Source organism: Vreelandella sulfidaeris Esulfide1 (assembly GCF_054072535.1).
In genome coordinates this window covers 2,966,292-2,979,337 of the sequence record NZ_CM133364.1, presented here as the reverse complement: position 1 = coordinate 2,979,337, position 13,046 = coordinate 2,966,292, and the positions used below count along the sequence as shown (strand labels likewise).

The following is a 13,046-nucleotide window of genomic DNA, read 5'->3' as shown; positions in this document are numbered from 1 at the left end:
CGATATCCTTAGCAGGTTAATGGTCACGGGCAGCCGCCTATGGCCACGACCAAGGCGAGGAGCAAGCGTGAAGGGATGCCGTTCAGAAAGCATGGCTGGGAATACAAAAGCGCTAGCAACATCGCTGAGTGTTGGTGCATTGGGCGGGGCGCTGTTCCAACTGACTGGTTTGCCGCTTGCCTGGATGCTTGGGCCCTTAATCGCCAATCTATTGGTCTCTTCTCAAGGCGTGAAGGTCGCGATACCTGAGCCGCTGCGTAATGTGTTTTTAGCGGTAATGGGCATGGTGCTGGGTAGCCAGGTGACACCGCAGTTGGCCCATCGCGTACTGGACTGGCCGGTTTCTGCAGCTCTGTTACTGGTTGGGGTAGCCGCCTCGACGGCCGCGGCAGCCGCTTGGTATCGCCGCTGCGGGTTTGACCCCGTTAGCGCTTGGTTTGGTGCTTCCCCCGGCGCAATGACAGCGATGATCCTGCTGGGCGAGAAATGCGGCGGTGACCCACAGCGAATCGCGGTGGCGCAATCGCTGCGCGTCATTTTGGTTATTCTCTTTCTTCCGCCACTATTTTGGGCCTATGAGGGTGGTGGCGAGGGTGCTGGTCCTGTCCATAGCGGCTTGGAGCATGGCTGGATGCTATTGCTGATTCCGCTAATATTGCCATTAGGTCGCTGGCTACGGATCCCTAGTTCAGCTCTGCTGGCGCCACTGCTGATAGCTGCCCTATTATCTGGTTTTGATATAGCTAGTCTCGCTCTGCCTGGGTGGGGCATGAACGTGATGCTTTGGGTGTTGGGCAGTGCCATTGGTTCGCGATTTCAGGGCATGACACGCAGGCTGCTGGGTCGTTATTTGTGGCAGTCAGGGGTTGCGACGCTGTTAGCGCTGCTGGTGTTGGCGCTGTTTGCCGAGCTCATTCACCACCTGTTGGGTGTCGGGCGTGATGTGGCGTTACTGGCGTTGGCCCCCGGTGGTATTGGCGAGATGGCGATTCTGGCAGTGGCGCTTAATATTGATCCGGTATTTGTTGCCTTTCATCACCTGCTGCGTATGGTCACGCTGATGATTATTGCCCCGTTCTGGGCGCGTTGGCTGCTGCGCCACTCCACTTCTTAGTACGTAAACAATTTAGTACATAAACAATTTAGTAAGCAAATAAGTTAAAGACCGTTAACACCAACGCCAGTAACGTAAGGAAGTCTCATGCTATCGCGTGTTTTACAGCCGCTATTTCGTTACTTCGAAACGCGGGTTAATCCCTACCCTGAAGGCGATGTCAAAACACCGCCGAAAGGCTTAATGCCGTTTATTGTGCATTTCTCCCACCCGATGCTGCCGCTACTGTTGCTGATGACGCTATTCACGGCACTGGTATCAGCGGCCGAAGTGCTATTTTTCAGCTACATGGGCCAGCTAGTTGATTGGTTGGGCAACGTTGAAAGGGCTGGCTTTTGGGCAGAAAACGGGTGGTGGCTTGCAGGCTTGGGGCTGTTGCTACTGATCGGTTTGCCGCTCTTGGTACTCCTGCAGTCATTGGTCACCCATCAAAGTATTTTCGGTAACTACCCCATGATCGGCCGCTGGTTATCGCATCGCCATATGCTGAGCCAAAGCCTGGCGTTTTATCAGGACGAGTTTGCCGGGCGAGTGTCGCAGAAAGTGATGCAGACGGCGCTGGCGATTCGTGAAACCGTTACTAAGGTGATGGGGCTGCTGGTCTACGCCATTGTCTATTTTACGGGTGCGGCCTTTTTGTTGGGTCGGGCGGATCTATTGCTGCTTATTCCGCTGGGGCTTTGGTTAGTGGGGTATCTTGCGATTATGCGCTTCTTCGTGCCGCGCCTGCGGGATGTCTCCATGGCCCAGGCAGACGCCCGAGCACAAATGACGGGTCGCGTGGTCGATAGCTACAGCAATATCCAAACCATCAAGCTGTTTGCCGACACCGAGCGTGAGCAGCGCTATGCCCGCGATGCGATGGAAGGCTTTATGGTCACTGTTCACCGCCAAATGCGGCTAGTGACCATCATGAGCGTAGGGCTGACGCTATTGAACACGGCGCTATTGGTGGGTACAGCGGCCATGGCGATTAGCGCCTGGTACATGGAAGCTATTTCGTTGGGTGTTTTGGCGATTGCCATTGCGCTGGTCATGCGGATCCGCTTTATGTCCGATTGGATTTTATGGGAAGTGGCGGGCCTGTTTGAGAATATTGGTACCGTTCAGGATGGCATGAACACGATTGCCCAGGAGCCAACGGTGCGTGACGCCCCAGGCGCACAACCGCTGCAAGTGCCCAAAGGGGAAATTCGTTTTGACGCCATGCGCTTTGGTTATGAACAGGCCAAAGGCGAAAGCAAAACTGTGTTTGATGGTTTAAACCTGACCATCGCACCCGGCGAGAAAATTGGTTTGATCGGTCGTTCCGGTGCAGGTAAATCGACCCTGGCCAATCTGTTGCTGCGTTTTTACGACGTACAAGGTGGGCGGATTTTGATTGATGGGCAGAACATTGCTGAGGTAACCCAGACCTCCTTGCGTCATCAGATCGGCATGGTGACCCAGGACACGTCGCTCCTCCATCGCTCGCTGCGTGACAATATCCGTTACGGTAGCCCCCACGCCAGCGACGAAGACGTTTGGAACGCGGTGTGCCGTGCGCATGCTGATACTTTTATCAACGAGTTAGTCGATCCGAAAGGACGCAGAGGGCTGGAGGCTCACGTGGGGGAGCGGGGCGTTAAGCTGTCTGGGGGGCAGCGACAGCGGATCGCGATTGCCAGAGTATTGCTCAAAAATGCCCCTATTTTGGTACTGGACGAGGCCACCTCGGCGTTGGACTCTGAAGTAGAGGCTGCCATTCAAGAGCAGTTAGATACGTTGATGGAAGGCAAAACGGTGATTGCGATTGCGCATCGTCTTTCCACCATTGCCATGCTTGACCGACTTATCGTGGTGGATGAAGGCCGCATTGTTGAAACCGGCACGCACCAGGAGCTTCTGGCAAAAGGGGGTATCTATGCGGGCCTATGGCAGCGGCAATCGGGTGGTTTCCTGGGGCTGGACGTGTCAGAAGACGCCTCGTCTGCTAACGTGACGTTCACATCTATTCAGTAGCATCGACTGTTTAAAGGGAGGTATCCAATGCAAGTAATTACATTGCAGCAGCCAGGCGGGCTAGATAATCTTAAGGTGCAGCAGGTAGAGGGCCCTGGTGAGCCGGGGGCGGGTGAAATTCGTGTACGCCTGCATGCCAGTTCGCTAAATTTCCACGACTACGCCGTGGTCGCCGGAATGATTCCTACTGAAGACCAACGCATTCCCATGTCTGATGGGGCGGGTGTGGTTGAAGCGGTAGGTGAAGGCGTAAGCGAGTTCGCAGTGGGCGATCACGTCGTCTCGACCTTCTTTCCGCATTGGCTGGAAGGCCCTGCAAGAGTCGGTGATTTTCGTACTACCCCCGGAGACGGCGTGGATGGCTATGCGCGTGAGCAGGTCGTGCGTCCTGTCGAATGGTTCACCCACCAGCCTAAGGGGTACAGCCATGCTGAATCAGCAACGCTAACTACCGCGGGTTTAACCGCTTGGCGGGCTCTGGTCGTTGATGGTGGTATTAAAGCAGGCGATAGCGTGCTGGTGCTGGGCACTGGCGGGGTATCCATTTTTGCCCTGCAGTTTGCCCGCATGATGGGCGCGCGTGTGATTGCAACCTCTTCGTCGAATGAAAAGCTGGCGCGGCTGCGTGAGATGGGCGCCGAGCACACCATCAACTATAAAGAGACGCCTGATTGGGGTAAGCGAGTGAAAGAGCTGACCAATGGCGAAGGCGTTGATCATATCATCGAAGTGGGCGGGCCAGGTACGCTGCCGCAATCCTTTGATGCGATAAAAATTGGTGGTCATATCGCGCTAATAGGCATCCTCACTGGTCGTGAGGGTGAAATACCGACGGCTAAGTTAATGGCCAAGCAGGCGAGTTTGAAAGGCTTGATCGTGGGCAGTCGCCGCCACCAGATCGAGATGATCCGTGCGCTGGAAACCCTCGATATGCACCCGGTGATTGATCGTGAGTTCCCGCTTGCCGACATTGCCGATGCTTTTCGCCATCAGGAGTCCGGCCAGCACTTCGGTAAGATTTGCCTAACGTTCTAAGCTAACTGGCGTATCAGTTTCCAACTGAGCCGTTGACAGTCAACTTGCACGCCTTGGTCTGTTCGCCGGGCGTGCAAGCGCTGGACTATTCTCTGAACTATTCCGGCAATCGGCTATACACCACCCCTTTTACTTCAAGCTCCAGTATCTCCTTGTAGGGCACTGTGATCCCTTCTACCTCACCCGGCGTGCGGTGGCTGTTTTTAATGTCTGTTTCTGGAATGACTTTCACACCAAACAAGCCGACATGCTGAATTCTAGCGCTGAATCGATTACCCTCGTGCTCAATTAACAGCCGCTCGCCAGCAATGCATTTTTCTAATTTGGCGTGCAGCTCTTCTTCACTGACATGAACAACACTCATCGCTTTCTCCTTTAGCTTTTGCCTGCTACAACCGTCCATTAAGTGCGTTAAATACTGCTTTTAATATTTTATTTTAGCTTATTAACAACTTTATTTTAGACCATAAGTTCGGTTGTGAGGTAAGCCGTTGGGAATGCCGTGCTAAAGTGTTTTTATTTCTAGACACAGGGATAGGCACATGGGGGGGCAGTCATCATCAGCCGACACGCCGTTGTGGTCGGTCGTCGAGCTTGATCAATTTCATACCCCCGAGCAGACCCAGGCAAGCCAGTGGCGGCGTTCGTTACGCTCTATTTCATCGTGGCTGGGGGGTAAAGATGACACTGAACAGCAGGTAAAAAATGAGAGCGAGCTGCGCAAGTTACCTGAAGTAAGGTTGGCGCATCTGGTGCCTCCTATCGATTGGGCGCCCGCGGCGAGGGCATTAACGCAACAGCTTGAAAGCCTGCAAGCGCCGGTAACTTTCTTTATTACTACGCCTTACAGCGGTCATGATGCGGTGGTGACCCATTGGGCTGAGAAGCAGAGTGTCGCCTGCTTACCGCCACCCACTCTCAGCGAACTGGCTGAGGGTGGGACTCAATGGGTAGAGCGTTGTACCCATCATCGGCAATGGGCAGTCCCTGCCCTGCAGCGCTACTTTTTACGCCATACGCAGGGCATCCAGGGCATTCGAGAGTTTCTTGAACGCGCGTTAAGCGGTCGTTTGGGTCAGGGTGTGATTGGCTGTGACAGCTGGACCTACGCCTATTTACAGCAGGTAATAGGTATCGACGGCGCGCCAGTGTATACGCTGCAATCGATGGAGGGAGAGCAGCTGGCCCGCTATTTCGCAGAAATCGCGACTCATGGAGGGCAGCCTCCGCCCGTCTACAGCACCCGCACTGGCAAACAGGTGCTTGCTGACTCAACAGCCAAACGCGACAAGAACGAGAAACACCCTAATCAAGAATTGCAGCGCTTAGCCGCCCATTGCCGTGGTCATATCGGCATTGCTTGGCATTATTGGCGCGAGAGGCTTCGTGAGCCGACCGCTGGCGATAAAGAGGCATTATGGATGTTCGATGCCCATGCTGAAGCTGAGCTTTCCACCAATACCGGTGATAAAGCAACGTTGGTGCTGCATGCGTTATTGATTCATGGTGGGCTGGATGACCACTCGCTGGGGAAGGTGCTGCCGTTCTCACACCATGAAGCGCTTAATGCCAGGTTAGCTTTGCAGCGTAAAGGGATTATCTCAAGCTACGAAGGGCGGTGGCAGGTTGCGCCACTAAGCCACGCTAGCGTTCGCCAATTACTACAATCACGCAATTATCTGGTAGATCCTCTTTAACTAGCCCGCTTTACGTGATTGGCCCACGGAGGCAACCATGGAAGAACAATCCAAATACGCCCGACTGTTTAACGAAATCGATAGCCAAGCGCTGATTACCTTAGGGGTGGTGCTGGTCGGGACTATTGTGCTGATTATTGTCAGCCAGCGTGGGCTTAACTGGCTCGCTACTCGCTTGCACGGCCAACTGCGCTTTCGCGTATTTGCGTTGGTGCCACTGACGCGCTTACTGATTTTAATAACGGCGCTGGCCATCATTGTGCCGATTATTATCGAGCCGTCGCTGAGCAATATGGTCACCCTGCTGGGGGCGCTGGGCTTAGCCATTGGCTTTGCCATGAAAGATTACGTTAGCAGCCTGATTGCCGGCGTTGTCTCGGCGACAGAGCTGCCTTATCGCCCCGGCGATTGGGTTCAAATTGAAGATACTTATGGTGAGGTCAAGCACGTTGGCTTACGTACCGTCGATATTCAGACGCCTGATGATGATATGGTTTACGTGCCGCATTTAAAACTTTGGGATCACGCGGTCTACAACGCCAATAATGGCGGCACCAGCCTGCAGTGCGTAGCAAGTTTTTATCTACATCCTGAACATGAAGCAGGCTGGGTACGCAAAGCGCTGCGCGACGTTGCGCTGACCAGTGCCTATCTCAAGTTCGATCAACCGGTCATTGTCGTAGCCGAAGAGAAACCCTGGGGGACTCATTACCGAATACGCGCCTATCCGGTGGACCCCCGCCAGCAGTTTCTGTTTATTACCGACCTCACCGTGCGCGGTAAGGCCTTGCTGAGTGCGGCAGGGGTGCCGTCAGCCATGCTGCAACCGGATGCGGCGTTGGATGCCAACAAGGAGGCGGGAGCCTCATACTCCAGAAACAATGATTACTAGTGAGTGAGTACTAGTGATCGCTGGTTTCTGGAAGCTCACCGCTGTGATAGACGTTTTGTACGTCGTCCAGCTCGTTAAGCATGGCGAGGAATTTTTCAAACATGGCTACGTCGTCGCCTTCCACCGGCGTCGTAGTTTGTGGCAGAAACTGAATCTCGTCAGCTTCAAAGTCTATCTCGCCGAATGCATCTAACAGCGCCTGTTTGGCTTTTGCGTAATCGGTATGCGGCGCAAAAACAGTGATTCGATCACCTTCCTGCTCAATGTCCGTGACATCGACATCGGCTTCCATCAATGCCTCGAGCACGGCGTCTTCATCGCTTCCAGCGAAGGAGAAAATGGCGCAGTGGTCGAACATATGACTAACGCTGCCAGGGGTGCCGATTTTGCTCTTGGTTTTGGTGAAGCAGCCGCGAACGTCGCCAAAGGTACGGTTAGGGTTGTCGGTAAGACAGTCGACAATCACCATGACATTGCCGGGGCCGAAGCCCTCGTAGCGCGCGGCTGAGAAATCTTCACCACCGGCGCCGCTGGCTTTGTCGAGTGCTTTATCAATCACGTGAGAAGGCACTTGGTCCTTCTTGGCCCGCTCCATTAAACCGCGTAGCGCCAGATTGCCATTAGGATCGGTGCCACCGGCCTTGGCGCAAACGTAAATTTCGCGTCCATATTTGCTGTAGACCTTGGTCTTTGCATCGGCCGTTTTGGCCATGGATTCCTTGCGGTTCTGAAAAGCCCTACCCATGTTGCCGTCCTATAGTATCCAAACGCCCCTCGCAGTGAGTGGAGGTGGCGGAGATTTTGAAGAATGTGAAAAGAGCATATTTTACCCAACAGCGCCCCATGCTAACAGCGTTATATAGACACTTGCCGACGTGTTGCCTGGCTTAACGTATACTGGCTGCCAGCCCCCCATGTGATATTGACTCGTTAGGGAGAAACAGACATGCCGTTGACACTGTGGCTATCACTCGCCGCAATCTGTGCCATGGGCGCTATGTCGCCGGGACCAAGCTTGGCACTGGTGCTGCGCCATACGCTAGGCGGTGGACGCTTTAACGGTGTAACCGCAGCGATATTTCATACCCTGGGCGTAGGCTTTTACGCGCTACTGACCGTGTGGGGGCTGGGCGCGCTGATCGCTGGTTTTCCGCTCCTGTTTCAACTGATCACCTGGAGCGGTGCCGCCTATTTGGCGTGGCTGGGTGTAAAAGCATTGCGGGCCGGTAGAGCGGGTGCTTTTCAGCCTGATGCGATTGTTACTAACCGGGGGCAGGCTGCTAAAGAGGGCGTGCTGGTTGCGCTTGGTAACCCTAAGCTGATCCTGTTTTTTGTCGCGTTACTGAGCCAGTTTGTAACGCCGGATATGAGTGCGTTGGCCAAAGCGATTATTGTGTTAACGGCGATGATTATTGATGGCGGGTGGTACGTGCTGGTGGCCGTTGTGCTTTCCCATTCCCGTATTTTGCCCTGGCTGCAACAGCGTGCTCACTGGATCAACCGCATCACCGGGGTATTACTCATCGCGCTGGCGCTAAGGGTGGTCGCCGGGCCGCTGGTGTAAAAAGCTAAGGCGTGGCATGGTGATAGCTATGCCGTTTGGGTTTTTGTGGGGCCGAGTGATGCAAATTTACGACCAAGACTTGCACATAGTTCTGTAGCTACAGTATGCAACACAAATATATCGGTAAGTATATGAATTATATAATTTAATATATATGTGTTTGTCGCAGAGTGTTTTTGGTGTTGCCGTGCATCTTAGAAATTATGGGGTACAAATGGGGTATGAGATGTGTAATATGCCCAAAATGTTCCATATAATAGTCCACAAATTCTAGGGGTACGGCGATGGGTAAATTGACGGCAACGCAGATAAAAAATCTAAAATCAGATAAGAAAGACTATCGAATACATGATGGGAATGGTTTGTATTTGCTTGTACGCAAGACGGGCACAAAAACGTTTTTACATCGCATACGTAAGCCTAAGGACACGTTTCACAAAATTGGAGCATTTCCGGCTGTATCGTTAGCTGAAGCGCGTTCATTTGTAGCTGCTAAACAGATCAGAAAAGATCAAGTTGAATCAGCAATTGATCGTATTGATGAGAAATTTCGTGATGTAGCGGAAAAGTGGTTCGATAGTATCCAAGCAAAATACTCTGACGAACATAATAGAAAAATACGGGTATCGTTAGAAAATGACATATATCCTTACATTGGGAATAAGCATATAGCTGCTGTCACATCTAAAGACGTGTACTTGTTATTTCGACCGCTTGAAGAACGTGGCGCGCCTACTATGGCAGTTAAAGTGAAGGGCTGGTTACATTCTATTTTTAAGTATGCAATCCGTAATTTGAATTGTGAAACAGACCCAACATTGTCAGTTGATGTAGTGCGTCCACAAATTCAACATTCAGTTGCTTTGAATGATGCGCAGTTGAAAAGACTGTTTAATGAGTTCGAAAATTCAACTGTGCAGCATCGCACGAAGATAGCAAATCGATTGTTAGTCTTGACAATGCTGCGTACTGCTGAGCTATTCAAAACGAAATATAGCGATATCGATTTTGACAAGAAAATTTTAGTAATTGGGCCTGAGCGCATGAAACGTAAAATAGCCCATGTCGTACCGCTATCTGATTATGCAATCGAGCTGTTTAATGAAATGAGACAATATTCCGGTGATAGTGAGTATGTCTTTCCACATCCTAGGGATAAAAATAAAAACATGAGTTTGACTACTGTATATGCTGCTGTATTAGTAACACGACCTTGGTTGCGTGATTTAAAATTTAGCCCTCATGGATACCGCGCCACTTCAAGTACAATGCTGAACCAGTGGGGTTATAGATCAGATATTATTGAAAAACAGTTAGCTCATTCATCTTCAGACAAAGTTCGTGGTAGCTATAACCACGCCGATTATCTTGATGAACGACGTGTCATGTTGCAAACATGGAGCGATTACATTAAAGACATAGTACAAGAAGCAACAGCAAAATAATTACTTGATAAAAGCCATAACAGAAAATGCCCCTTTGATGGGGCATTTTCATTTGTAAGTATCCACTATTATAACCATTCACTAAATCTGACACTAGATACTCTAGGCAGCTTTACGACTATTGATGTACTCTATAACATCGTATTTATTGAAACGCTTACCGAAACGAAAATCATAAATTTTTGGGAATTCGTCATCGTTTCTTAGCAGTCGATATATCGTTGATCTATGAACAGCTAGTAAATTAGCTGTTTGACTAACAGTTATTAGATATATGTCTTTATCCATTATGTATCGCCCGCCAATTTTTTAAGCAAATATCTTTTTTTACTATACTCACTTATATGATCGAGGTTATCTCGATAATATTTTCGTGCATAACCTCCCTCAATTAAATACTTTCGATTTTTAATTTTCTTACATACAACACAGTGTTTATCTACAGTATAGCGTTGTGCTCTATGTCCGTATTTACAAGCTTTACCCGTGTAATAGAATTTCAATTTCCTGATTTTTGCTTGCGAATAACATATGATTTCATGTTCATCAATCATTTTAACTCACCTCAATCTAAAGTGTCTGGAATCTCTCTTTCATTTGCGCTACTTTCTCATCAGATACCCCATGTATGTTCTTGTAATTACCGTTGCAATTCAAAATCTTATATTTTATATTGTTTAGTTTGCATATGTTGATATAAGCAAGAGCTTCTTTTTTTGTAACAAACGTATTTGATACTGCAACACGTTTGTTATTCGAAAGCGCATCAAGTGTCTTAGACATACACCACAAATGAGCTGACCTTATCTTTTTGTAATCATAATGATAGTTGCCATCTTCATCAGTGAAATACATGTCAGTTTCAACATGAATATCAACAATATTTTCATTAAGCATGCGCAATGCTGTAGTGCTTTTACCCGAACCAGGGATGCCGCGAATAATAAAAAGCTTAATATCATTTTTCATGTTTTAAGTTCCTGGTTTTTGATGATGTCACTAAGTGATGGGTAAGTTATACTAGTATGATTTTAAGCGTCAATAGTTAAATCTTAAGTATAATTTATATCCGCCGAAAGTTCGTTAAATAGCGCCACATTCTGGAGCTTTACATAATGAATAAATTTAAATAGAAGATGGAAAAAACTACTGGTATCGATCAATCACTAACAAAAACAGGAGTTGTGATATTCAATAATGATTCTCAAGTGATGATCCATCACGAGATTATAGAGACTAAATTGAACAAAATAGACGCGCTGGACAGCTTCAACGTGTTGCAGAGATCGCTAGCAGGATTGAATTTCTGTGTGGCTGGTACCGCGTGTCATCAGTGCGTGTAGAGGTTAGCTATGCACAAGCATCGGGCAAGCGACACGAACGCTTGCAGGGCTTCATTATGTGATAATTAATCGATTAATGCATGCATCTATAGATGTTGCTGTAATAGCACCCACAGCGCTTAAAAAAGCCGCTACAACGTCGGGAAGGGCAGATAAGCAAATGATGCTTGATGCAGTACCAGCAGATGATCGTGAACAATTGTCAAAAATCGGGAAAACCAAGGGCAGATATGATCTTGCTGATGCTTATCATCTTGCGCCTTTGCAATTCTAATATTAATATCAAACATGTGATTGAAATTAATTCAAAATGATAAGGTGAGCAAATGTCAGTATTAAGCAATTATATGGAAAAAGAAAAGCTGTTGAAGCAGCTTCAAGAAGAGCTTCAAGCGCTTGAAAATAACAAAGAACTGAAGCAAGAGTTAGAATTTAAAGACGCACTTACGCGTTTGATGACTGAATACGGTAAAGTTTCACGTGATGTTTGTGAGATGCTTGACCACAGCTACACAGCGCAGAAGGGCGGGAAGAAAGCTATAAACAAAGATGACGGACGAAAGAAACGTACTTTAAAAGTATACAAAAATCCTCATACGGGTGAATTTGTTGAAACCCGAGGTGGAAACAATAAGAAAATACAAGAATGGAAAGCTGAACATGGCAATGAAGAAGTTGTGGGCTGGGTTGTTGAAGAGCGAGAATGATCACATATGAAAAAGCCCCCCAGCGGGGATTTTTCATGTGCGCTTGCATTGTATATAATTCAGCACATCATCTTTATTGAAACGTTTTCCATATCCGAATTAGTATAATACTGCGAATTACGAATTTTCTAATACCATTCGATCTACTTTAGAACGATGTACAGCTTATAACCTTGCTATGTCTGTTGCTGCCAATAATTAATGCCCTCCATAGTTATGGTTATCTGCTGTTTTATAGTGCAGTTATTTCAATTTATAAACCACACGAAGGGGAATATAGTAATTGCTATGCAATTTCATAAATGCCTGATTTAATACCCTGTTAAGGTTATATTTATGTAGTGTATTTGTTTTTACATAGTGTGTATTTATGTGTGTAAAAAATGCTCTATAACGCCGCCCATCATGCGCTTGTCGCATGCATGGCTTACTTAGCTCTCACCAGTTGGAGAACCGAAACATCAGCGCCAATCTCTCGAATTAACGCCGGAATAGTTACGAGCTGGCTGCGGTGAAGCTTGTCCCTCGTTTTAACCTCGACGAATTTTAAACGACCATCTTTTATAAGAGTCAAATCAGGCCACCCGTTGCGGTGGTCATGAGCTTTAGAAATCCATCTTGCAAGTCGCTCAAAATGTGATTTCGGAACAGCATCAAACAAAGCGTCTGCGAATTCGATACTGAGGCCAGGATGCCACTCGTGGATTACACTGTGAGATATGATCTCTGAGAATGCAGCTAGGTACTTGACCTTGGGTGTTTCTTGAATTTGCTTAAGAACCTTTTCCAGCTTCTCTGTCTCGAGGTGCGACAGGCCAGCAACACCTTTAAGACACGCGTCCTCTCTAGCGTCGATGCAGGTTCCAAAAAAGATACTAGCTTCAGTAAGGGCATCAAGACAGAGTGCCTTGATTGCTGTACCGATTCCACCGCCTTCACAATAGCTACCGATGTAACCTTCGCGAGCAAATGCGTTGTAACAGTACATTTCAGGAGATGATCCTGATTCCCAGGGGCTAGTGCATAGCTCGATTGAAATTAATCCGCATTGCTCTCTTAGAGGCAGGTGCTCCATTGCTTTGATCGATCCGAGCAGCGTGATATTGCCATCAGAATCAACAAGGCCACGATTGACAAGCGCCTTGTTAGTACCTTTATCTAACTTCAGGGTTTCAGATGCTTTTTTTAAAGCCAGCAATGCGTTAATCATATTCTTGGATAACGGCTTGGTCATGCAGTCTCCATGTG

General features: G+C 48.6%; 15 protein-coding genes. 9 read left to right on the top strand and 6 right to left on the bottom strand.

Annotation, left to right across the window (positions count from 1 at the left end; translation table 11 throughout):
• The first annotated feature begins 91 nt into the window (after positions 1-91).
• The 3 genes from ACW44H_RS13965 (at position 92) to ACW44H_RS13955 (ending at position 4,150) form a co-directional block, all read left to right on the top strand.
• Complete coding sequence (locus tag ACW44H_RS13965) at positions 92-1,114, top strand: AbrB family transcriptional regulator (RefSeq protein ID WP_457509040.1); 1,023 nt, start codon at positions 92-94, stop codon at positions 1,112-1,114.
• A gap of 87 nt (positions 1,115-1,201) precedes the next feature.
• Positions 1,202-3,115 carry an ABC transporter ATP-binding protein gene (locus ACW44H_RS13960; protein ID WP_457505132.1) on the top strand — a complete coding sequence of 638 codons (1,914 nt, stop codon included), beginning with the start codon at positions 1,202-1,204 and terminating at the stop codon, positions 3,113-3,115.
• 27 nt (positions 3,116-3,142) lie between these two features.
• Complete coding sequence (locus ACW44H_RS13955; protein WP_457505130.1) at positions 3,143-4,150, top strand: zinc-dependent alcohol dehydrogenase family protein; 1,008 nt, start codon at positions 3,143-3,145, stop codon at positions 4,148-4,150.
• Positions 4,151-4,247: 97 nt separating this feature from the next.
• On the opposite strand, the gene ACW44H_RS13950 is transcribed toward ACW44H_RS13955, so the two are convergent.
• Positions 4,248-4,514: a hypothetical protein gene (locus tag ACW44H_RS13950; RefSeq protein WP_113271120.1), complete on the bottom strand. Its 267-nt coding sequence runs from the start codon at positions 4,512-4,514 to the stop codon at positions 4,248-4,250.
• A 178-nt stretch (positions 4,515-4,692) separates the two neighbouring features.
• Here ACW44H_RS13950 and ACW44H_RS13945 point away from each other — a divergent pair, with 178 nt between their 5' ends.
• Positions 4,693-5,847 carry a hypothetical protein gene (locus ACW44H_RS13945; protein ID WP_457505128.1) on the top strand — a complete coding sequence of 385 codons (1,155 nt, stop codon included), beginning with the start codon at positions 4,693-4,695 and terminating at the stop codon, positions 5,845-5,847.
• Between the two features lie 37 nt (positions 5,848-5,884).
• Positions 5,885-6,739, top strand: a complete 855-nt coding sequence (locus ACW44H_RS13940) for a mechanosensitive ion channel family protein (RefSeq protein WP_457505126.1) — start codon at positions 5,885-5,887, stop codon at positions 6,737-6,739.
• Between the two features lie 10 nt (positions 6,740-6,749).
• On the opposite strand, the gene ACW44H_RS13935 is transcribed toward ACW44H_RS13940, so the two are convergent.
• Positions 6,750-7,484: a YebC/PmpR family DNA-binding transcriptional regulator gene (locus ACW44H_RS13935; RefSeq protein ID WP_113269891.1), complete on the bottom strand. Its 735-nt coding sequence runs from the start codon at positions 7,482-7,484 to the stop codon at positions 6,750-6,752.
• A 201-nt stretch (positions 7,485-7,685) separates the two neighbouring features.
• On the opposite strand from ACW44H_RS13935, the gene ACW44H_RS13930 reads away from it, so the two are divergent.
• Both ACW44H_RS13930 and ACW44H_RS13925 read left to right on the top strand, forming a co-directional pair.
• Positions 7,686-8,303, top strand: coding sequence for a LysE family translocator (locus ACW44H_RS13930; protein WP_457505124.1), 618 nt, complete (start codon positions 7,686-7,688; stop codon positions 8,301-8,303).
• 284 nt (positions 8,304-8,587) lie between these two features.
• Positions 8,588-9,748: a tyrosine-type recombinase/integrase gene (locus tag ACW44H_RS13925; protein ID WP_457505122.1), complete on the top strand. Its 1,161-nt coding sequence runs from the start codon at positions 8,588-8,590 to the stop codon at positions 9,746-9,748.
• Positions 9,749-9,850: 102 nt separating this feature from the next.
• On the opposite strand, the gene ACW44H_RS13920 is transcribed toward ACW44H_RS13925, so the two are convergent.
• The 3 genes from ACW44H_RS13920 to ACW44H_RS13910 are packed head-to-tail and all read right to left on the bottom strand — an operon-like array spanning position 9,851 to position 10,717.
• The gene (locus ACW44H_RS13920; protein ID WP_457505120.1) at positions 9,851-10,036 is read right to left on the bottom strand and encodes a helix-turn-helix transcriptional regulator; all 186 of its coding nucleotides are present in this window, start codon (positions 10,034-10,036) and stop codon (positions 9,851-9,853) included.
• Positions 10,036-10,302: a hypothetical protein gene (locus ACW44H_RS13915; protein ID WP_457505119.1), complete on the bottom strand. Its 267-nt coding sequence runs from the start codon at positions 10,300-10,302 to the stop codon at positions 10,036-10,038. The genes ACW44H_RS13920 and ACW44H_RS13915 overlap by 1 nt, the downstream gene beginning before the upstream one ends.
• A 16-nt stretch (positions 10,303-10,318) precedes the next feature.
• A complete protein-coding gene (locus ACW44H_RS13910; protein ID WP_457505118.1) occupies positions 10,319-10,717 on the bottom strand; it encodes an AAA family ATPase in 399 nt (132 codons plus the stop codon).
• 432 nt (positions 10,718-11,149) lie between these two features.
• Between ACW44H_RS13910 and ACW44H_RS13905 the strand changes: the two genes are divergently transcribed.
• Entirely contained in the window at positions 11,150-11,365 is a 216-nt protein-coding gene (locus ACW44H_RS13905; RefSeq protein ID WP_457505117.1) for a hypothetical protein, read from the top strand.
• Positions 11,366-11,417: 52 nt separating this feature from the next.
• Positions 11,418-11,798, top strand: a complete 381-nt coding sequence (locus ACW44H_RS13900) for a histone-like nucleoid-structuring protein, MvaT/MvaU family (RefSeq protein WP_457505115.1) — start codon at positions 11,418-11,420, stop codon at positions 11,796-11,798.
• 427 nt (positions 11,799-12,225) lie between these two features.
• On the opposite strand, the gene ACW44H_RS13895 is transcribed toward ACW44H_RS13900, so the two are convergent.
• On the bottom strand, positions 12,226-13,032 hold the full coding sequence (locus ACW44H_RS13895; protein ID WP_457505113.1) for a VRR-NUC domain-containing protein: 807 nt from the start codon (positions 13,030-13,032) through the stop codon (positions 12,226-12,228).
• Between the last annotated feature and the right edge of the window lie 14 nt (positions 13,033-13,046).